19 protein-coding genes and 2 tRNA genes are annotated in these 18,644 nt (G+C 57.1%); 6 read left to right on the top strand and 15 right to left on the bottom strand.

The window, feature by feature from the left end:
• Both dnaJ and moaC read left to right on the top strand, forming a co-directional pair.
• The gene (dnaJ, locus tag H585_RS0107015; RefSeq protein ID WP_014260687.1) at positions 1-1,119 is read left to right on the top strand and encodes a molecular chaperone DnaJ; all 1,119 of its coding nucleotides are present in this window, start codon (positions 1-3) and stop codon (positions 1,117-1,119) included.
• Positions 1,120-1,196: 77 nt separating this feature from the next.
• Entirely contained in the window at positions 1,197-1,682 is a 486-nt protein-coding gene (gene moaC / locus H585_RS0107010) for a cyclic pyranopterin monophosphate synthase MoaC (protein ID WP_027367303.1), read from the top strand.
• Positions 1,683-1,808: 126 nt separating this feature from the next.
• Here moaC and H585_RS23640 read toward each other — a convergent pair whose 3' ends face one another.
• Positions 1,809-2,114, bottom strand: a complete 306-nt coding sequence (locus H585_RS23640; RefSeq protein WP_081678599.1) for an IscA/HesB family protein — start codon at positions 2,112-2,114, stop codon at positions 1,809-1,811.
• A 363-nt stretch (positions 2,115-2,477) separates the two neighbouring features.
• Between H585_RS23640 and pyrR the strand changes: the two genes are divergently transcribed.
• Complete coding sequence (gene pyrR / locus H585_RS0106995; RefSeq protein ID WP_027367300.1) at positions 2,478-3,029, top strand: bifunctional pyr operon transcriptional regulator/uracil phosphoribosyltransferase PyrR; 552 nt, start codon at positions 2,478-2,480, stop codon at positions 3,027-3,029.
• 3 nt (positions 3,030-3,032) lie between these two features.
• Positions 3,033-3,953, top strand: coding sequence for a DMT family transporter (locus H585_RS0106990; protein ID WP_027367299.1), 921 nt, complete (start codon positions 3,033-3,035; stop codon positions 3,951-3,953).
• 22 nt (positions 3,954-3,975) lie between these two features.
• Here the strand turns inward: H585_RS0106990 and argB are convergent, their stop codons facing one another.
• The 14 genes from argB to H585_RS0106920 all read right to left on the bottom strand — a co-directional run bounded on the left by argB (position 3,976) and on the right by H585_RS0106920 (position 17,741).
• The gene (gene argB / locus H585_RS0106985; RefSeq protein ID WP_027367298.1) at positions 3,976-4,857 is read right to left on the bottom strand and encodes an acetylglutamate kinase; all 882 of its coding nucleotides are present in this window, start codon (positions 4,855-4,857) and stop codon (positions 3,976-3,978) included.
• A gap of 74 nt (positions 4,858-4,931) precedes the next feature.
• Positions 4,932-6,326 carry an ATP-dependent protease ATPase subunit HslU gene (hslU, locus tag H585_RS0106980; RefSeq protein ID WP_051182979.1) on the bottom strand — a complete coding sequence of 465 codons (1,395 nt, stop codon included), beginning with the start codon at positions 6,324-6,326 and terminating at the stop codon, positions 4,932-4,934.
• A gap of 5 nt (positions 6,327-6,331) precedes the next feature.
• On the bottom strand, positions 6,332-6,868 hold the full coding sequence (gene hslV, locus H585_RS0106975) for an ATP-dependent protease subunit HslV (protein ID WP_014260694.1): 537 nt from the start codon (positions 6,866-6,868) through the stop codon (positions 6,332-6,334).
• Positions 6,869-6,903: 35 nt separating this feature from the next.
• Complete coding sequence (locus H585_RS0106970; protein WP_027367296.1) at positions 6,904-8,178, bottom strand: M16 family metallopeptidase; 1,275 nt, start codon at positions 8,176-8,178, stop codon at positions 6,904-6,906.
• A 57-nt stretch (positions 8,179-8,235) separates the two neighbouring features.
• Complete coding sequence (locus H585_RS0106965) at positions 8,236-9,657, bottom strand: beta-barrel assembly-enhancing protease (RefSeq protein ID WP_027367295.1); 1,422 nt, start codon at positions 9,655-9,657, stop codon at positions 8,236-8,238.
• Positions 9,658-9,765: 108 nt separating this feature from the next.
• A complete protein-coding gene (gene rho, locus H585_RS0106960) occupies positions 9,766-11,013 on the bottom strand; it encodes a transcription termination factor Rho (protein WP_005983131.1) in 1,248 nt (415 codons plus the stop codon).
• 311 nt (positions 11,014-11,324) lie between these two features.
• Positions 11,325-11,837 (bottom strand): CarD family transcriptional regulator, encoded by a 513-nt coding sequence (locus H585_RS0106955; RefSeq protein ID WP_027367294.1) that lies wholly within the window; start codon positions 11,835-11,837, stop codon positions 11,325-11,327.
• Between the two features lie 151 nt (positions 11,838-11,988).
• On the bottom strand, positions 11,989-12,612 hold the full coding sequence (gene pth / locus H585_RS0106950; protein WP_027367293.1) for an aminoacyl-tRNA hydrolase: 624 nt from the start codon (positions 12,610-12,612) through the stop codon (positions 11,989-11,991).
• Between the two features lie 137 nt (positions 12,613-12,749).
• Positions 12,750-13,373: a 50S ribosomal protein L25/general stress protein Ctc gene (locus H585_RS0106945; protein WP_027367292.1), complete on the bottom strand. Its 624-nt coding sequence runs from the start codon at positions 13,371-13,373 to the stop codon at positions 12,750-12,752.
• 65 nt (positions 13,374-13,438) lie between these two features.
• Entirely contained in the window at positions 13,439-14,389 is a 951-nt protein-coding gene (locus tag H585_RS0106940; RefSeq protein ID WP_005983138.1) for a ribose-phosphate diphosphokinase, read from the bottom strand.
• A gap of 26 nt (positions 14,390-14,415) precedes the next feature.
• Positions 14,416-14,490: transfer RNA gene (locus H585_RS0106935), tRNA-Gln, on the bottom strand.
• Positions 14,470-15,396 carry a 4-(cytidine 5'-diphospho)-2-C-methyl-D-erythritol kinase gene (gene ispE / locus H585_RS22035; RefSeq protein ID WP_051183001.1) on the bottom strand — a complete coding sequence of 309 codons (927 nt, stop codon included), beginning with the start codon at positions 15,394-15,396 and terminating at the stop codon, positions 14,470-14,472. Before ispE ends, H585_RS0106935 begins: the two co-directional genes overlap by 21 nt.
• Positions 15,397-15,424: 28 nt before the next feature.
• Positions 15,425-16,834, bottom strand: a complete 1,410-nt coding sequence (locus H585_RS0106925) for a Do family serine endopeptidase (RefSeq protein WP_027367290.1) — start codon at positions 16,832-16,834, stop codon at positions 15,425-15,427.
• A 292-nt stretch (positions 16,835-17,126) separates the two neighbouring features.
• Positions 17,127-17,741: a TetR/AcrR family transcriptional regulator gene (locus tag H585_RS0106920; RefSeq protein WP_005983142.1), complete on the bottom strand. Its 615-nt coding sequence runs from the start codon at positions 17,739-17,741 to the stop codon at positions 17,127-17,129.
• Positions 17,742-17,939: 198 nt separating this feature from the next.
• On the opposite strand from H585_RS0106920, the gene H585_RS0106915 reads away from it, so the two are divergent.
• Both H585_RS0106915 and H585_RS22870 read left to right on the top strand, forming a co-directional pair.
• Positions 17,940-18,016 (top strand) — tRNA-Arg (locus tag H585_RS0106915).
• Positions 18,017-18,125: 109 nt separating this feature from the next.
• The gene (locus H585_RS22870) at positions 18,126-18,380 is read left to right on the top strand and encodes an Arm DNA-binding domain-containing protein (protein WP_338042133.1); all 255 of its coding nucleotides are present in this window, start codon (positions 18,126-18,128) and stop codon (positions 18,378-18,380) included.
• Positions 18,381-18,644: the final 264 nt, after the last annotated feature.

Below are 18,644 nucleotides of genomic sequence, written 5' to 3'. Positions count from 1 at the left end.
ATGGCACCAAAGCGAGATTACTACGAAATCCTCGGCGTGGAGCGTAGCGCCGGCGAGGATGAGATCAAGCGGGCTTATCGCAAGCTGGCCTTCAAGTACCATCCGGATCAAAATCCGGATGATCCCGAAGCCGAAAGCAAATTCAAGGAAGCAGCGGAAGCTTACGAGGTCTTGCGTGATCAGGATAAGCGGACACGCTATGACCGCTTCGGCCACGAAGGCATGGGGGAGTTTGGTTCGCAAGGTTTCTCCAGCCCCGAGGACATCTTCGGAGCGTTCGGCGACATCTTCAGCGAATTTTTCGGCTTCGGCGGCGCTGGCCGCCGTGGTCCCCGGCCACACGCCGGCGCGGACCTGCGTTACAACCTGACCATCAATTTCCGTGAAGCGGCCAAGGGTACAGAAGTTACCCTGCGCCTGCCCAAACAGGAAGTTTGCCCCGAGTGCGACGGAAGCGGAGCATCACCCGGCACTTCGGCGGAAACTTGCCAGCAGTGCCAGGGCGCGGGCCAGGTCTACCAAGCCCAAGGATTTTTCCGGGTGGCCATTACGTGCCCGGTCTGCCGCGGCGAAGGCAGGATCATTCGCTCGCCTTGCTCCGAATGTCGGGGCCGCGGACGGGTGGTGCGTGAGCGGGAGATCAAGGTGCGCGTGCCGGCAGGCGTGGATGACGGCAGCCGCCTGCGCCTGCGCGGAGAAGGCGAGGCGGGTGGTTACGGCGGCCCTCCGGGCGACCTGTATGTGGTCATCTCCGTGCAGCCGGACAAGATCTTCCGTCGTCAGGGCCAGGAACTCGTCGTGACCAAGGAGATCGGCATGGTTCAGGCCACCCTTGGCGACAAGATCGAGGTGGAGACCCTGGATGAGCCGGTCAGCATGGAGATTCCCAAAGGCACGCAGAGCGGCCGGGTTTTTCAGCTCGCCGGTTTGGGCCTGCCGCAACCTGGCGGCACCCGCAGGGGCGACCTGCTGGTGGAGGTCATCGTCAAGACTCCCACCAACTTGTCCAAGAAGCAGGAGGACCTCCTGCGCGAGTTCGCCCGCCTGGAGGAAGAGAAGCCCCTCAAGAAAGTCAAGCGCTTTTTCGATAAGGCCAAGAAGGTAGCTACAGGCGAGTAGGTACTGCCAACACAGAATCCAAGGGGGGGCGAAGCTTCCCCTTTTTTGTTTCACCCTTACAGCCAGGAGGCTGGGCTATGAGTCGCACGCTCTCCCATATCGACGAGCATGGCAATTCCCGTATGGTGGACGTGGGCCACAAGGATGCGACCCGGCGCGTGGCCGTGGCCCAGGCCGTTGTGCGCATGGCGCCCGAAACCCTGGCACTCCTGCGCGACAAGGCCCTGCCCAAGGGCGATGCCCTGTCAACGGCCAAGATCGCCGGCATATTGGCCGCCAAATCCACTCATCAGCTCATCCCCCTCTGTCATCCGCTTCCTTTGTCCTTTGTAGATGTTGTTTTCGAAGTTGACGAGGCGAGCTCGCGCATTGTCATCCGCGCCGAGGCGCGCACTACCTCGCAGACCGGAGTGGAGATGGAGGCGCTGACTGCCGCCAATATCGCCGCACTGACGATCTACGACATGTGTAAGGCTGTGCAGAAGGACATGATTATCGAGGGCGTGAAGCTCCTGTACAAAAGCGGCGGCAAGAGCGGCATCTACGAGGCTGCCGACGAGTAGGAGCTGACCTGTGCAGCTAGCCCTCGCAGTAGCGAATAAAACAAACCCCGCTAGGCGATGCCAGGCGGGGTTTGCCATTATTAAGGGAAAGTGTCGATTAGCCTGGAAGCAAGTCGATGGGCAGTTTCAACAACTGCAAGTTCCGCCGCATCCGCCTTTGTCGCTCAAGGGCATGGCCGAGGTAATATGAAAGCCCAAATAAGTCATATCCACCTTGATGGGTTTGGCTCGGGTGTACAACTCCCGCTCCACGACAAAGGTGAACCCTTGGGCATCGATAGTCTCGTCGGTATCGTTTGGCTCATCCAGAGCCATTGACAATCGTGGCCCCGCTCAGCCTCCCGAGGCAAGATAGATCCGAATAGCCGAGATCCGTCTATCTTCAAAGTATTTCTGTAGCTGAGCCCTGGCGGACTCGGTCAGTTCGACCATGCACATCCTCCTGCTCCATTGAATTCAAATCAAATACTCTGCCATTTAATGCCTGTCAAATTGCGCTCAAGTCCTATGTGAGAGCTTGATATAAGCCTGAGCCGCATTGATTGCATTCAAGATTATCTGTAAAGGATAAATTATTGTAAAATAGGGTGCGTCAGCACATTGTGAATTATATTAATTGATAAATAATGCAGACAAGGCAAAGTTTAACTGATTGAAATGAAACGAAAGCACTTGAATGTTGGATTGTGCCGACGACTCGCAAACTCACCCCGTGTTTCCGATCACGGCCGGGGTTTGCCATATCACGGCGTGATCCGCTATAGTGACTGCTACAGCCAGCGCACAGGAGTTCTCATGGACAAGGCGAGCATGATCATTTCAGCGGAAGAGATATCCCGGCTTATGGAAGCTCTGGCCGCACAGGTTCTGACCAGGCATGGCGAGTGCGAGGATTTGGCTATCATCGGCATTCAGCGCCGCGGGGCGGATTTGGCCGAGCGACTCAAGGCCATTCTTGATGAACGGCTTGGCCGGCGCATCCCCCTTGGCAAGCTGGATATCAATCTCTATCGCGACGACTGGAGCGACCTGACGGTCCAGCCACTCATCAACTGCACCGAGATTCCTTTCGAAATCACCAGGCACAAGATCATCCTGGTGGACGACGTGCTGTTCACCGGGCGCACAGTGCGCGCCGCCCTTGAAGCCATTCTGGACTACGGTCGCCCCAAGCGCGTGGAACTCATGTGCCTGGTGGATCGCGGCCATCGCGAACTGCCTATCCAACCAGATTACATAGGCATGAAGATCGATACGGAGCTTACGGATCATGTCAACGTGCTGGTCCGGGAGAGGGATGATGAGGACAAAGTCTGCGTGACTCGTACAGCGCAGACCGCTTGTTGATGCATGCAGATCGCTCTTGTGGCATTTGGATCTCTCTCGCCCGGCATACGCTGCATGATCATCGCGGCCTTTTGGTTCAGCATCGGCAGCGCATTCACCAAGCTTGCCGGCGCAAGATTGCCGTTTATGGAGGTCGTCTGGGTGCGCGCGGCCTTTGGCTTGGTGTTCACCCTCTGGCTGCTGCACCGGGCCGGGATCAGGTCGCCGGGAAACAGGCGAGGACTGCTGCTGGCCCGAGGCCTGTTCGGGTTCTCGGCCATGGCCATGTCTTTTTATGGCTACATGCGCTTGCCTTTGGGCGAGGCCACGGTGCTCTTCTTTCTCAATCCCGTGTTCGTGGCTGTTCTGGCGGCAGTGTTTCTCGGAGAACGCCTGAATCGAGACAGCGTGTTGTGCGTTCTGGCTGGTTTGGGCGGCGCGCTGCTCATCGCCAAGCCGCCTTTTCTCTTCGGCCACGGCCAGGCCTTGGATGTCCTGGGTACGCTGGCAGCCCTTGGTGGAGCATTCATGGCCGGCTGCACGTATATTCTGGTACGCAAGCTCGGAGCCACCGAGCAACCCTTGACTCAAGTACTCTATCTGTCGGGAGTGGCCTTCTGCTGCTCCGGTGTACCTGCTGCCGCGACATGGATATGGCCAAGCAGCCGGGAGTGGTTGCTTCTGCTCGGTATTGGCCTGGCGACCCAGGCGGCGCAGGTATTCATGACCAAAGGCTATTCCCTTGAACCCGCAGGGCGGGCTTCAGCCGCCACGTATTTTCAGATTCCGCTTGCCGCTGTCTGGAGTGGTCTGATCTTCGGCGATTTGCCCGATGTCTGGAGCATGCTGGGCACTCTGCTCATCGTGGCCGCAACCATGGTGCTTGGCCACACGCGCAAGAAATCCCGGTCCGAACACGCCGAACCGGGATTTCAAAAAAGTTGAACTCGTAGATTCTTATGAGCCCCTAGCCGGCAACGATCTCCGAGCCGATGCCGCCCATGGTGAACAGCTCCAGCACAAGCGAATTCTCCAACCTGCCGTCCAGGATGTGGGCTTTCTCCACGCCGGAGTGGATGGCCTCCAGGCAGCATTTGATCTTGGGGATCATGCCGCCGGTGACCGTGCCGTTTTCGATGGCCTGCATGGCCTGGCGCTCGTTCATGGAAGAAATGAGCCGCTTGTCCTTGTCCAGGATGCCGGCCACATCCGTGAGCAGGATGAGCCTCTTGGCCTTGAGAGCGCCGGCCACGGCGCCGGCCACGGAGTCGGCGTTGATATTGTAGGTCTCGCCTTCGTCATCCACGCCTACGGGTGCGATGACCGGGATGAAGCCTTCGCGCTCCAGGGACGCGATGAGTTTGGTGTTGATTTCCAGCACCTCGCCCACCTTGCCCAGGTCGATGATCTCCGGCGGCATGTCCTTGCGTTCCAGGACCATCTCCAGCTTGCGAGCCTTGATAAGCTGTCCATCCTTGCCCGACAGACCAACAGCCTTGGCCCCTTGCAGATTGAGCTGGTTGACGATCTGCTTGTTGACCTTGCCCACCAGGACCATCTCCACCACGTCCATGGTGGCTTCGTCGGTTATGCGCAGCCCGTCGCGAAACTGGCTGACGATGTTCAGCTTCTTGAGCATGTCGCCGATTTGCGGCCCACCGCCGTGCACTATGACCGGGTTTAGCCCGATGTATTTGAGCAGGATGACGTTCAGGGCGAATTGGCGCTTGAGCGTTTCGTCCACCATGGCGTGACCGCCGTACTTGATGACGATGGTCTGGCCGTGAAACTGGCGAATGTAGGGTAGGGCCTCCAGGACGACCTTGGCCTTAAGAGCTGCCTCGTGCATGGAGTCTGCGCTTGCGCAGGTCTTGCTTGTCAGTTCGGACATGGGGTGTTCTCGCGTTCGGGTTGCAGCACGGGTTAGAGGATGTAGCGCGACAGGTCGTGATCCTGTTGCACGTCCTTGAGGTGTTCGCGCACGTATACACGGTCCACGGCGACCTTCTGGCCCGGTCGGTCGGGCGCTTCGAAGGAAAGATCCGACAGGATGCGCTCCATGATGGTGTATAGCCTGCGCGCGCCGATATTCTCGGTTTCCTGGTTGATCTGTTCGGCAAAGGCAGCGATCTCGCGCAGCGCATCATCTCCAAAGCTCAATTCGATATCTTCGGTGCTCAGTAGGGCACTGTATTGCTTGGTCAGGGCGTTGGCAGGCTCGGTCAGGATGCGATAGAATTCTTCCTGTCCCAGATCCTTGAGTTCCACGCGTAAAGGAAAGCGGCCCTGCAGCTCGGGAATGAGGTCCGAGGGCTTGGAGATGTGGAAGGCACCGGCGGCAATGAACAGAATGTGGTCGGTCTTGACCATGCCGTACTTGGTATTCACGGTACTGCCTTCCACAACAGGCAGCAGATCCCGCTGCACGCCCTCGCGAGACACGTCGGGCCCGCCTCGGCGAGCATCGGAACCGCAAATTTTGTCGATCTCGTCGATAAACAGGATGCCGGTCTGCTCCACGCGCTCCTTGGCCTGCTCCACGACCTTGTCCATGTCCACGAGCTTGTCGCTCTCTTCCTGCACAAGCAGGCCGTGGGCGTCCTTGATCTTGATTTTGCGCGTTTTCTTCTTGGAAGGAAAAACCTTGCTGAACATGTCACGAAACTGGGAGCCCATCTCCTCCATGCCGGGGATGGACATGACCTCGATCTGCGGCCCGGTCTTGGCCGTGACCTGCATCTCAACTTCGCGTTCGTCGAGCTGGCCCTGACGCCAAAGCGTGCGCAGCTTCTCCCTTGTTGAATCCTTGTCCGGCCCTGCGGTTTCCCCGCCTGGTGCGGCGGCGAACACGTTGGGTTGGCTCGGTCCGGGAAGCAGCAGGTCCAGGAGGGCTTCCTCGGCACGCTTTTCGGCCTGCACACGCACCCTGGCAAGCTCCTCTTCCTTGACCAGGCTCACGCCGATGTCCATGAGCTCGCGGATCATGGATTCGACGTCGCGTCCCACGTAGCCGACCTCCGTGAATTTCGTGGCTTCGACTTTATGGAATGGCGAGCCGGCCAGTTTGGCCAGCCTGCGGGCGATTTCAGTTTTACCCACGCCGGTGGGGCCCATCATGATGATGTTCTTGGGAGCTATCTCGTCGCGCAGGGCCGGGTCGAGCTGTTGCCGACGCCAACGGTTGCGCATGGCAATCGCCACCATGCGCTTGGCGTCCTTCTGGCTTACTATGTAGCGGTCCAGCTCGGAAACAATCTCGCGTGGCGTGAGATTGCTTGCGGAAGTTAGGGACTTGGGGGCAACGGCTGGGAGCGGCATGTCAATTACCCCTTATCGATGGTCTCCACGACCAGTTTGTCGTTGGTAAACACGCAGATCTCCGCGGCAATGGCCATGGATCTCTCGCAGATCTCGCGGGCTGCCATGCCGGTGTGGCGCTTGAGCGCGCGGGCTGCGGCCAGGGCGTAGGAGCCGCCCGAGCCAATGGCCGCCATGCCGTCGTCGGGCTCAATGACATCGCCGTTGCCCGACAGGAGCAGGATCTGCGTGCCGTCGCTGGCTAGCAGCATGGCTTCCAAGCGTCGCAGATACTTATCCGTGCGCCATTCCTTGGCCAACTCGACGCTGGCTCGTGGAAGGTTGCCCTTGAATTGCTCTAGCTTGGCTTCGAAACGCTCCAGCAAGGTGAAGGCGTCGGCCGTGGAACCGGCGAAGCCCACGAGAATGCTTTCTTTGTAGATGCGGCGTACTTTGCGGGCCGTATGCTTCATAACCGTCTGCTGGCCCAGGGTGACCTGGCCGTCGCCGGCCATGGCTACCCCGCGGTCATCCAGGACGGCGAGAATGGTCGTTGCGTGCATGTGATCTTCCTTTGCTTGTGGAGAAACACCGCAAATCAGTCCCATAAGCCCTTCCAGAGGGATTCGTCCACATCCGGCCCCAAGATGCACAGGCAGGCCTGGTCCGGGGCAAGGAAATCCCGGGCCACGGCGCGTATGTCGTCCAGGTTCACTGCGTTCAGTTCAGCCGCGGTTTCTTCCACGGGCACATGTCTGCCGAACAGGAAATGGTTTTTAGCCAAACGCAACATGCGGTCCTCGGAGGATTCGGTACCCAGGTAGAGCATTCCGAGCAAGTGGTCTCGGCAATGGGCTATTTCGGCTTCATCCACCTTTCCCTGAGCCAGTTCGTGCAACTCCTGCAGGATGACTGAGAGCATCTCGCGGCATTTTCCAGGCTGGGTCGCGGCATAGACCTGCAGTACGCCCTGGTTCGCCAGCGCCTGGTGCGAGGAGTACACGGAGTAGGCCAAACCTCGCCGCTCGCGCACTTCCTGGAACAGCCGCGAGGACATCTGACCGCCCAGAAGGCTGTTAAGATAGGCGAGGGCGAAGCGGCGCTCGTCTGTCAGGGCTACGCCGGGGAAGCCGAACAGGACGTGCGTCTGCTCCATGTCCCGGTCGATGGCTTGGCGGCGCGACTGCACGCCGGATAAGCTTTGTTGCCGCGCATCGCTCGCTGGAGGCAACGAGCCGAATGTGCGCGAGGCAAGATTCACCAACTTCTCGTGATCCACGGCACCCGCGGCTGCCACAAGCATCCTGCCCGGCTTGTAATGTTCCTGTCGCCAAGCGTCCAGCATGGTGGGAACAAAGCCTTGAACCGTGTTGTCATTGCCCAGAATCGAGTGAGCCATGGCCGGCTCGGTCCAGTACACGGACCAGAAGTGCTCGAAAAGATAATCCTCGGGCGTGTCGTTGACCATGGCTATCTCCTGGAGCACGACGTCCTGCTCCAGAAGAATATCGCTTGGATCCAGCCGCGGGCGCAACACGATGTCCGAGAGGATATCCATGGCGTCCGCCAAGCCGGTATCCACCATGCGGGCATGGAAGCAGGTATGCTCGCGACCGGTAAAGGCGTTGGAAAAACCACCCAGGCGATCGAGATCTTTGGCTATATCCAAGGCCGTTCGGGTGAGCGTGCCTTTGAAAGCCATGTGCTCCCAGAAGTGGGCTATGCCTTCTTGATTCGGTTGTTCATCCAGGGAGCCGGCTTCGATCCAGATTCCCAGGCTTGCCGAGCGCGTAGCTGGAATGCGCTCGGTCACCACGCGGATGCCGTTGTCCAATTGAGAGGCGCAAACGATGCTGTCTGTGTTCATGCTTATAGTGGGGTGGATGTGAAGCCGGAATCAGGCCGGTGCCGGCAATGCTGCCCAAGTCGCTTACCAGAAACGCGAGCGTTGCTTGAGGCTGGCCTCGAACAGGTCCAATTCGCGGCGGTCGCTCTCGCTGGAAGCAAGAGCGCGGGCTTTATCCTGGTGGAATTTGGCCTGGTCGGCGTTATTGGAGTATAGGGCGCCGTAGGCCAGGTTCAGGTGGGCCTTGAAGTAGTCCCCAGCCTGACCGTACATGCGTCCCAGAGTCAGACGGACTTCACTGTCCTCGGGCAGAGAGGTGGAGACTCGCTCCAGGTATTCGATACCATGGCGCAAATCGCCCTTTTCGGCCAGGATGCGCGCATAAAAGAACGTGGCGACCATGTCGCTTGGATGGAGCAGGATGACTTTCTGGAGGTACTTGGCCGAGGCGTCGAAATCGCCCACGCCGAACAGGAAGCGGCCAGCCTCGCGCAGGATGAGCGAATCATCGCCGCCGCATGCAAGGGCCTGCTCGAAGGATTGGCGCGCCTCGGCAACGCGGTTGAGCCGGCCCAGGGCAATTCCGCGTCCCAACTTGTCCAGACAGGATTTGCCCGCCTGTTCGCCGTCATAAAAGGCCAGGGATATCTGCTCGTCCATAAGCCCCGCCCGCACCAGGGTTCTTATGCGCAGAAAACGGCTGTTATCCGTTTTGGGGAGAGGCTTACCCTTGAGCGTGGCGATACGGTCTTCCAGATAGCCGATGCGTTCGGTAAGCGCGGGGTGGGTGCTCAGGTAACCAGGGAAGCTCGAGCCCATGATCCACTGCTTGCGCTTGAGGATCTCGAAGGATCTGACCATGCCCTGTGGGCTGTAACCGGCAGCACTGAGGTATTGAAAACCAACGTCATCCGCCTCGCGTTCGTCCTCGCGGCTGTAATTGAGCATGGCCGCCTGGCTGGCGGCTTGGGACCCATAAGCCAAGGCCTGGCCGCCTTCACTACCTAGAAAGACGCCGGCCAGCGTACCCAGCATTGCGGCCAAACCGACCAGCTGAGCTTTTTCAATTTTTTGGGCGATGTGACGTTGGGATACGTGCGCAAGTTCATGGGCGATGACAGCGGCCAACTCGTCCTCGTTTTCCATGTTGGCGATAAGGCCCGTGAATACGAACATGTGGCCCGCGGGGCCGGCAAAGGCGTTGAGGGCGTTCTGCCGAAGTACGCCGACCTTGATGGGCCAAGGCTGAGGCGGCATCTGCCGAGCTATGTCACTCACCAGGGTGGTGATATAGCCTACTATTTCAGGGTCCTCGACAACGGCCATCCTGGAGCGCACGAGGTGGTCGAATTGATCTCCAAGTTCGCGCTCTTTTTTGACATCAAAACCGCCGAACAACTGTGCCATTCCGGGCAAGGCCGTTCCAGCGATGAGAATTGCCGTCAGGACGATAACGGTGATTTGGCGAGCGATTACCCCGCTCGATGAACTGGCTTGCGGGATCATGGTGACATTCCTCAACGGCAGGATACCAGAAACAGCATGAGGCGCAATAAGGCGGCAGGTCAGGCGCCTTCCGGATCCAAGGCAGATCCGGAAGGCTAGATCCGGGTTCTATTTGTTCATGATGTTCATGAATTCGTTATTATTCTTTGTCCCCCGCATCTTATCGAGCAGGAATTCCATGCTGTCGATCTGGTTCATGGGCGCGAGCACCTTGCGCAGAATCCAGACGCGGTTAAGCACCTCTTCGGGCAAGAGCAGTTCCTCTTTGCGCGTACCGGAACGGTTGATGTCGATGGCGGGATAAACGCGCTTCTCGGACAGGTGGCGGTCCAAGTAGATCTCCATATTGCCGGTGCCCTTGAATTCCTCGAAGATGACTTCATCCATGCGCGAGCCGGTATCTATAAGAGCTGTGGCGATGATGGTCAGGCTGCCGCCTTCTTCGATATTGCGTGCGGCGCCGAAGAATCTCTTGGGCCTTTGCAGGGCATTGGCGTCCAGACCGCCCGAAAGCACGCGTCCCGAAGAAGGGGTCACGGCGTTGTAGGCCCGGCCGAGGCGAGTGATGGAATCCAACAGGATAACCACGTCGCGTTTGCGTTCAACCAGGCGCTTGGCCTTTTCCAGGACCATCTCGGCCACCTGTACGTGCCTGTGGGGTGGTTCGTCGAAAGTGGAGCTGACCACTTCGGCCCTGACCGAACGTTCCATGTCCGTGACTTCTTCGGGCCGCTCGTCGATCAGCAACACGATGAGGTAAACGTCCGGATGGTTGGCATTGAGGGAATTGGCGATGGTCTGCAGCAGCATGGTCTTGCCGGTGCGCGGCGGGGCGACGATCAAGCCGCGCTGCCCGCGGCCGATGGGCGCCAGGATGTCAATGATCCTGGACGAGTAGTTCTTGTCCCCATTTTCCATGCCGTAACGCTTGTTGGGATAGAGTGGGGTGAGGTTGTCGAAAAGTACGACTTGCTTGGTTTCCTCGGGCTTGGCGAAGTCAATCTCTTCCACACGCAGCAAGGCGAAATAGCGCTCGCCCTCCTTGGGAGGACGAATCTGGCCCGATACTACATCACCTGTGCGCAGACCGAAGCGTCTGATTTGAGAGGGGGAGACATATATATCGTCGGGGCCGGGCATGTAGCTGTACATTGGCGAGCGCAAGAAGCCGAAACCATCAGGGAGAATCTCAAGAACGCCCTCGCCGTATATGGATCCGTTCTGGGATGCGCAGCTCTGCAGAAGCGCAAATATGAGCTCCTGCTTGCGCATGTTACCTGGGTTTTCAGTTTTGTACTCGCTCGCGAGTTCCATCAACTCGGGCATGCTTTTACGTTTTAGTTCGGACAGGTTCATACACTCTCCATGACTGGTTCAGACTGGCAATTATTCCGCTATTAGGTTTGCACCTAAACATGAGCATGAAACGGACGAATCCGGATAAAGAGCACTGACAGCAAGCTGTAGAGAAGCAATTTGGCTCGACTGCGCCCGAGGTATTTATTCAGGATTTCTCTTGCTGTCTAACTAGTTGAGAAAGAGGGGATTAATGGTGCAATGACTCGTAACAGGTACGGGCCATCGTTGCAGTGAACGCATGGCCATCAACAAGCCAAAATTATGTAAGCTAGTTTATACAAAGCACCGGGAAAGATGACAAGTGATTTCTACTCATCCCGATCTTTATTTAAAACATCCTCGAAGAGGGAATTAATGCGCTCCTGGATCTCTTTCTGAGGCTTTTCCAGACAAAAAGACAACTCAAGGGTAATCAAATTCATAGCTTGTTCAAGGAGGCGGCGCTCGCCAAATGACAGTTCCTTGTCGTTGCCTATGAGCAGAAGCTCCTTGAGCACATAGGCCACATCTTCCAGGGCACCGCTTTTGAGTTTCTCGGAATACTCCCGATAACGTCTATTCCAGTTTTGTCCAGTATAGCCGGTAAAATCGGAACGATCCTTGAGGGATTCCAGGATGGCCTCGCCACTCGTGGCAGAACAAACGGGTCGCAATCCCACGTTACGCGCATTAGGAACGGGCACCATGAGCGTGACATTATTGCTCAGGATGCGCACGATGTAGAACTCGGTGCTGGCGCCGCCGATTTCCTGGCGTTGGATTCGTTCGACCCGGCCCACGCCCTGGGCAGGATACACCACCAAATCGTTTGGGGAAAACACGGGCCTAGTTCCCTCCCGCAGGCTGGCAGACTCAATTGGAGTTAAATAACCTAAATACCCAAGCAAGTCCATCCTGGCCCTATTTCCTCCATGCGCTATAGGGCATCGCGATCAGGAGAGTTCCTCATCAATAGGCGTTCGGCTGTACCGTCTAGCCCTGACTTGGAGACTGCTGCACCGCATTGAAGGAATTCACGGTCTGCATGGCCGCGGTCAAGCCCTTACCGAAGTAGACCGGCAGGGCGTCTCGCGCTGCGGCGAGAACCAAGTTGACCAGCAGCAGTTCCGCAGGGGTGAAGTCGGTAAGCACATGCTCCCGCACTAAAGCGCCAGCTGGCCTGCCGATGCCCAGGCGCAACCTGGGAAAATCGCCGGTGCCTAATTCGTTGACAATGGACGTCACCCCGTTATGACCTGCCGCTCCGCCTCCGACCTTGAATTTCATTCTGCCTAGAGGCAGATCGATTTCGTCATGGGCGATGAGGGTATTACGGGGTTGAATGCCATTCTCCCGGCAAATACGCGCCACAGCTATGCCGCTTAGATTCATGTACGTCAGCGGCTTGGCAAGGAGAAAATCGCCTTTTACTCGGGGCAGTGAGATTCGCCAGAGACGGTAAAGATCCGTGGCGGGCAGTTGTTCCATTCGCCGGTAGGGCTTGGCAGCGATTTCTTCCAGGACGGCATCCACGAGCATGAAGCCGATATTGTGTCTGGTCTGCTCGTATTCCGGGCCTGGGTTGCCAAGGCCGACAATGAGGCCTTTGAGGTCCATGGCTTGATAGTCCGGAAGTTAGCCAAGGCACAAGATAGGACGGTGGAGCGGCATGTAAAGGCCTTGTCGTCCGATTGGCCTTGAGAATGTGAGGCTCCGTTGCCGGAGCCTCACGAGGAAGAATAGCAAAAGTAACGCTAGGCGCCAGCCGCAGAAGCGGCTTCGCCAGTGGCGGCTTCTGCTTCGGTTTCGCTTGCGGGAGGCACGACACCGACCACGGCGAAGTTGTCATCGCCGTATACGGCCTTGACACCCTGGGGCAAGGGCAGGCTGGAGATGTGCACCGTATCGTTGATGTTCATGCTGGAAACGTCGACGGTGACGGTTTCCGGAATCTCGAGCGGCAGGCATTCGAGTTCGATCTTGTCACGGAAGATCTGCACCACGCCGCCAAGTATCAAGCCAGGGGCTTTGCCCGTGACATTGACGGGAACCATGACCCGGATGGGCTTATTCAGGTCCACGCCATAGAAGTCAACGTGCATGATCTGCTTCTTGTAGGCATGGCGGGAAATCTGCCAAATGAATACGGGCTTCTCCGCGATTTGGCCCTCGGACTCGATCTTGAGGGTAAACACGTGCGCCTTGCCGACCTTTTCATAAAGCTTGGTCAGAGGAACTTCCCGAACCTTGACCGGGATGTTCTCGCCCTTGGCATCATAATAGATACCGGGCACAAAGCCTTCGGCGCGCACGTCGCGCACAGGACCCTTGCCGACTCTGACACGCTTTTCAACGCTGAGCTGATTTTCGTTGGACATTGATCCTTCTCCTTGTTCCCGGATCCTGAACGATCTGGCTAGCCCTGAGACCTGGCGGTTAAGCGCTAGACGAACAGAACGCTGACAGAGGATTCCGTATGGATGTTGTGAATAGCCTTGGCCAGCAGGCCAGCCACCGATTTGACCACGATCTTTCCACACTCCCTGGCTCTGGGGCTGAGCGGAATGGTGTCGGTGACGATGATCTTGGTAAATGCAGACTGCTCCAGGCGCTCAATAGCAGGCCCAGACAAGATGGGATGCGTAGCGCAGGCCAAAACGTCCTGGGCGCCATTGTCCAAAAGTACTTCGGCTGCGGAGCAGATGGTTCCGGCCGTGTCGATCATATCGTCCAGCACCACGGCAACCTTGCCTTCAACGTTGCCGATAACATTCATGGCTTTGGCTTGGTTAGGCGCGTCGCGGCGCTTATCGATGATGGCCAGGCTGGCTTCCATGCGCTTGGCATAGGCGCGGGCGCGCTCCACGCCGCCTGCATCGGGCGAAACGATGACCACTTCCCTTTCCTGCTTGTACTCCTTGAGATACTGCAGCAGAACGGGCGCGGCATAAAGGTTGTCCACAGGCAGGTTGAAGAATCCCTGGATCTGCCCGGCATGCAAGTCCACGGTGAGCAGACGGTCCATGCCCGCGACGGAGAGAAAATCGGCAACGAGCTTGGCGCTGATTGGCGCCCGGGGGAAAACCTTGCGGTCCTGGCGGGCATAGCCGTAATACGGCACCACCGCAGTGACCCTGCCGGCGCTGGCGCGCTTGAGCGCATCAAGGATGAGCCCCAGCTGCATGAGATTAAAATTGACCGGCGCGCAGGTCGGCTGCACGACAAATACGTCGGCACCACGAACATTGGCGTTGATCTCAACGCGAATTTCGCCATCACTGAAGGTCTCGGCGATGGTGGGAAGCAACTTGCAGCCCAGATGGTCGCAGATGGCCTCCGCTAATTCAGGATTGGCCGATCCGCTCAGGATTCGGAGTTCTCTATGCACAGCCATCGCATCAACATCCTCGAGAAATAGGTTGGCTGGGGCGGAAGGATTCGAACCCTCGGATGTCGGGACCAAAACCCGATGCCTTACCACTTGGCGACACCCCAGCACGGAAGAGGAAATGCATACGCGGGTACTGAGCGGCCTGAAAAGGCTAACTGAGCACTTTTAGCTATGTCCGCGTCTCGATATAAGGCAAAAATTGCGGCTCCGCTGCCGCTCATGACAGCGTGGGCCGCACTCCTATCGAGCAACTCGTCCTTGACTTTTGCCAACTCAGGGAAAGCAGGGAAAACCGCTGCCTCAAAATCATTCCCTAGCGCAGTAGTCTCAGGGCAAAAAAGGTTACTAGCCTCTTGATTCGTTGCTGTCAATATGGCCAGATCTTCTTCGGAACATGTTTTTTCCGGGTACAGCCGATCCCAAGCTCCATAGGCCCAGGGGGTGGAAACATGTTCTGGCGGGCAAACCAAGACCAGCCAGTACCCATCCAGGTCAACTTGGATGGGAGAGAGCGATTCGCCAATACCTGTGGCCAGTGCAGGCTTGCCATGCCGGCCGTGCAGCAGAAAATATGGCACATCCGCTCCAAGGCTTGCAGCCAGAGCTGTCATATCCGTGGTAGACAGAGCTTGTTCGCCAGCCAGATCGTTAAGATATGCCAGCAGTACCGCAGCATCGGAACTGCCACCGCCCAGCCCTGCGCCTGTGGGGATACGTTTCTCCAGATGAATCGACAGCCCGGGCGAAAAGCCCGTGCGGCTGGCAAAGGCGGCGTACGTCTTAGCCACAAGATTGGAACCCGTCTCCAGCTCCTTGCGAGAGCACGTTAGATGGAGCCCTGAGCCTGCGGTCAATGGGGTGACCAGCAGGGAATCGTGCGGTTCTGGCAATGGATAGAAGAGAGTCTTAATGTCGTGATATCCATCAGGCCTTCGACAGATGATGCGCAGGAAGAGATTAACCTTGCAGCAAGCGTTTAGCGTGACAGAAGTTTCCGTAGGTGCTGCCATGAATATCTCGATTCTTCCTTCTTGGCGCTCAACGAAGGGCCAGGGTTACGAAAAAGTCCTTGCTGCCACGTCTGATGAGCAACATGACCGTACCTGTTTCCTTACGCGCATGGTCCACGATGCTCCTGAATTCTTTTAAGGAGCGTACGGCCCGGCGAGTTGCCTGCATGATAAGGTCGCCTGGCTGGACTCCAGCGTGTTCGGCGGCGGAACCCGGCCTTACGTCCAGCACCAGAAGGCCCTGCGGGGAGTTAAGGCCCAGCCGCTTGCCCTCGGTCTCCGTGATCGGCCTTATGATGAGACCTTCCAAGGTGGAAGCTGTTTCTGCCTGCTCACTACGTGTAGCCTGTTCAAGGAACATATCATCCTTGTTGCCCACGGTGACAGTCAAATGTTGCTCCAGACCCTTGCGCCACACGACAATAATGGCTTCTTGCCCAGGCTGCTTCGCGGCCACTGTACGCAACAGATCCGTGGAGTCCTCGATAACCCGATAGCCTAAGCGCAGGATGACGTCACCAACGTGCATGCCAGCCTTGTCTGCCGCAGCATTCGGGGTAAGGCCAGAGATGAGAGCGCCGCCAGGGGAGGGCAGGGCGAGGGCTTTGGCCATAAGAGAATCGACATCCTGTACCGAAACACCCAACCAGCCGCGCATAACTCTGCCACGTGTTCTTAGTTCGTGGATGATTTGTTTGGCTAAGTTGCTGGAAACAGCAAAGCTGATGCCTTGGCCATGGGCCATAATGGCCGTGTTGATCCCCACGACGCCCCCCGAAAGATTAATAAGCGGTCCCCCGGAATTGCCGGGGTTGATGGAGGTGTCGGTTTGGATGAAGTCGTCGAAGAGGCCTGCGCCCAACGCCCGACCTTTGGCGCTGATGATGCCCAGTGTCACGGAGTGATCGAGACCGAAGGGATTGCCAATGGCTAAAACCCATTCGCCGACCCTCGCCTGGTCGGAATTGGCGAAAGCCAGGGTGGAAAGCATACTTGGCGCATCAATCTTGAGGAGGGCCAGATCGGTTTCGGTGTCATATCCGACGATGGCCGCCTGACGGGGATTATCATCATTATGCAGAAGCACAGTGATTTCTTCCGCCCCGGCGACGAGGTGGTTGTTGGTGACAATATACCCATCGGTGGAGATCAGGAAGCCAGATCCCATGGAGCGCTGGAGCGCCCCCATCTCTGGATTGAGATGGCTTTGAAAACGATCCAGGAATTCTTCAAAAGGGGGGGCTTGACGCTCAAGTCTGAAGAGTTCTCTCAAGCGTTCTCTGGAATCTACTTTGCGCACTGCGCTGATATTGACAACAGCCTTGCCGGACTCCTCGGCCAATGACGTAAGATTGGCTTGAATTGATTTTCCCTCTGACCATACCGGATAGAGCATGCACATGCAGACAAAGAGCAGCTGAATGGTCCGGAGGATCATGGAAAGCTCCTGGAAAACAGCAAATCAAGCCTGGAGATGACACCTCAAAACAAACTCCTAAACGGCTTGTAGGGCATTGTAAACCCTAGAATAAAGATCATTAGCGGAAGAGCCTCCGCAAGGGCGGACTACAGGCAATGCGTGAGGCATTGGGAAATCAAATTTTTATTTATTGGTCGGAAAGTATGAGGTATTGCATTTAACGTGTCGTCATAAAGCGCACTCTGCATGCCGCATGAGCCATGTTAGTGCATATAGGCACATGGATTGACGTCGTTAAGCGAGGCGCGCATCAATAAATTGCATGCGCACAGAGGTCCGGCCCTTGGCAATCCCTGGTGCGTTTGAGGCTGCGCTCGATAAAGGTCAGGACTTCGGGATAAAGATTGGGCGGGGCATAGCCTGTGAGCAGCTGCGTGCGTACGGTGCCCACGAGAATGCCGAGCAAGGCCGCGGCTGTCTCAGCAACCGGAACCTCGCGTACGGTTCCATCCTCAATGCCGCGCCACAGGCTGGCTTCCAGGTCGTGTAGCAGGGCTCGAAAGCCGCTTTGGATTGATTCCTTGCTCTCGCGGGTTTTCAGATCGCTATATGGCGAACAGCGCACGAGAACCATGAAGTGTGATTTTGTATCCATGGAGAAGGCCAGATACTCGCGACAAAAATTCAAAATCGAGGCTAGCCCTGTATCTCCGTCGGCCATGGCCTTGTTGACCCGCGAACTCAGGTCGGTCAGCACCTCCAGGCCAGTGAGCAGGAACAGATTTTCCTTGGTGCCGAAATGGTGTGTGAGCAGACCGAACGCGACTCCAGCGCGTTCGGAAATCTTCTTGAAAGTCGTATCGGCATACCCATACTCACCGAAGACCTCCTTGGCGGCCTCGATGAGCATCTCTTTCTTGGTCATAATCTCTGCCCGTAAAAGACTGTTTGAATGCTCAATTTATGTCCGAAGTCTTGCTAAGGCAAGAACCAGTCCGCGTCAATGCAGGCCTTGCCACTGTGGAAGCAACCGGGCTCCAATTGGAAGCGCATATCCGTGTTGCCAAACGGAGCGCTTTTACTATATATACTCGCCTCGGTTTTGGAATGTTTTTCAATTATCGGCCCCGTAGCTCAGGTGGATAGAGCGTCCGCCTCCTAAGCGGAAGGCCACAGGTTCGAATCCTGTCGGGGCCACCACAATTGAATCCAGCTAAAACCGAAAAGGTCTAAACAGACAGAAATTCAAGGGCAAACCGGCTAGAAATAGTCCGAGTATGTCCTGCATCCTCCGTTGGCATCCGAGGGTATGGCTGGGAATGGGCGAACTGCGGAACGCGAAAACGCGCCGAAAGTACCCCACGCGCTGAAGCCCCCCGCCATGCCACTATCCGATACGTCCATTCGCAACGCAAAGCCCGAAGCCAAGCCCCGCAAGCTGTCTGACAGTTGGGGTATGTACCTGCTTGTTACCCACGAAGGGGGTAAGTTGTGGCGTTTGAAGTATCGCTTCGGGGTAAGGAAAAGCTGCTCGCCCTTGGCGCGTACGCTGACGTTAGCTTAAGAAAGCCCGCAAGTGTCGGGACAAAGCCAGAAAGCTGCTCGCCAATGCTGAAAACTCGAGCCAGGCCAAGAAGGGCAAGAAGGTAGAGCAACCGGACACCTTCGAGGCTTATTGCTGTAAGGATGCTGAGCCATGTTGATAGTTGCGTGGGGCTGGTCCGGTAAGATCATCACAGTCATTTGCGGCGATACCATCGTGGTACTTACTGAGGACAATCGCTAAGCCCGTGTCAGCTCCTGAGAAGGGCCAGGACTATGACTGGCA

The sequence above is a fragment of the Desulfocurvibacter africanus subsp. africanus DSM 2603 genome (assembly GCF_000422545.1).
Classification (GTDB): Bacteria; Desulfobacterota; Desulfovibrionia; order Desulfovibrionales; family Desulfovibrionaceae; genus Desulfocurvibacter; species Desulfocurvibacter africanus.
This window is presented reverse-complemented; position numbering and strand designations above follow the sequence as displayed.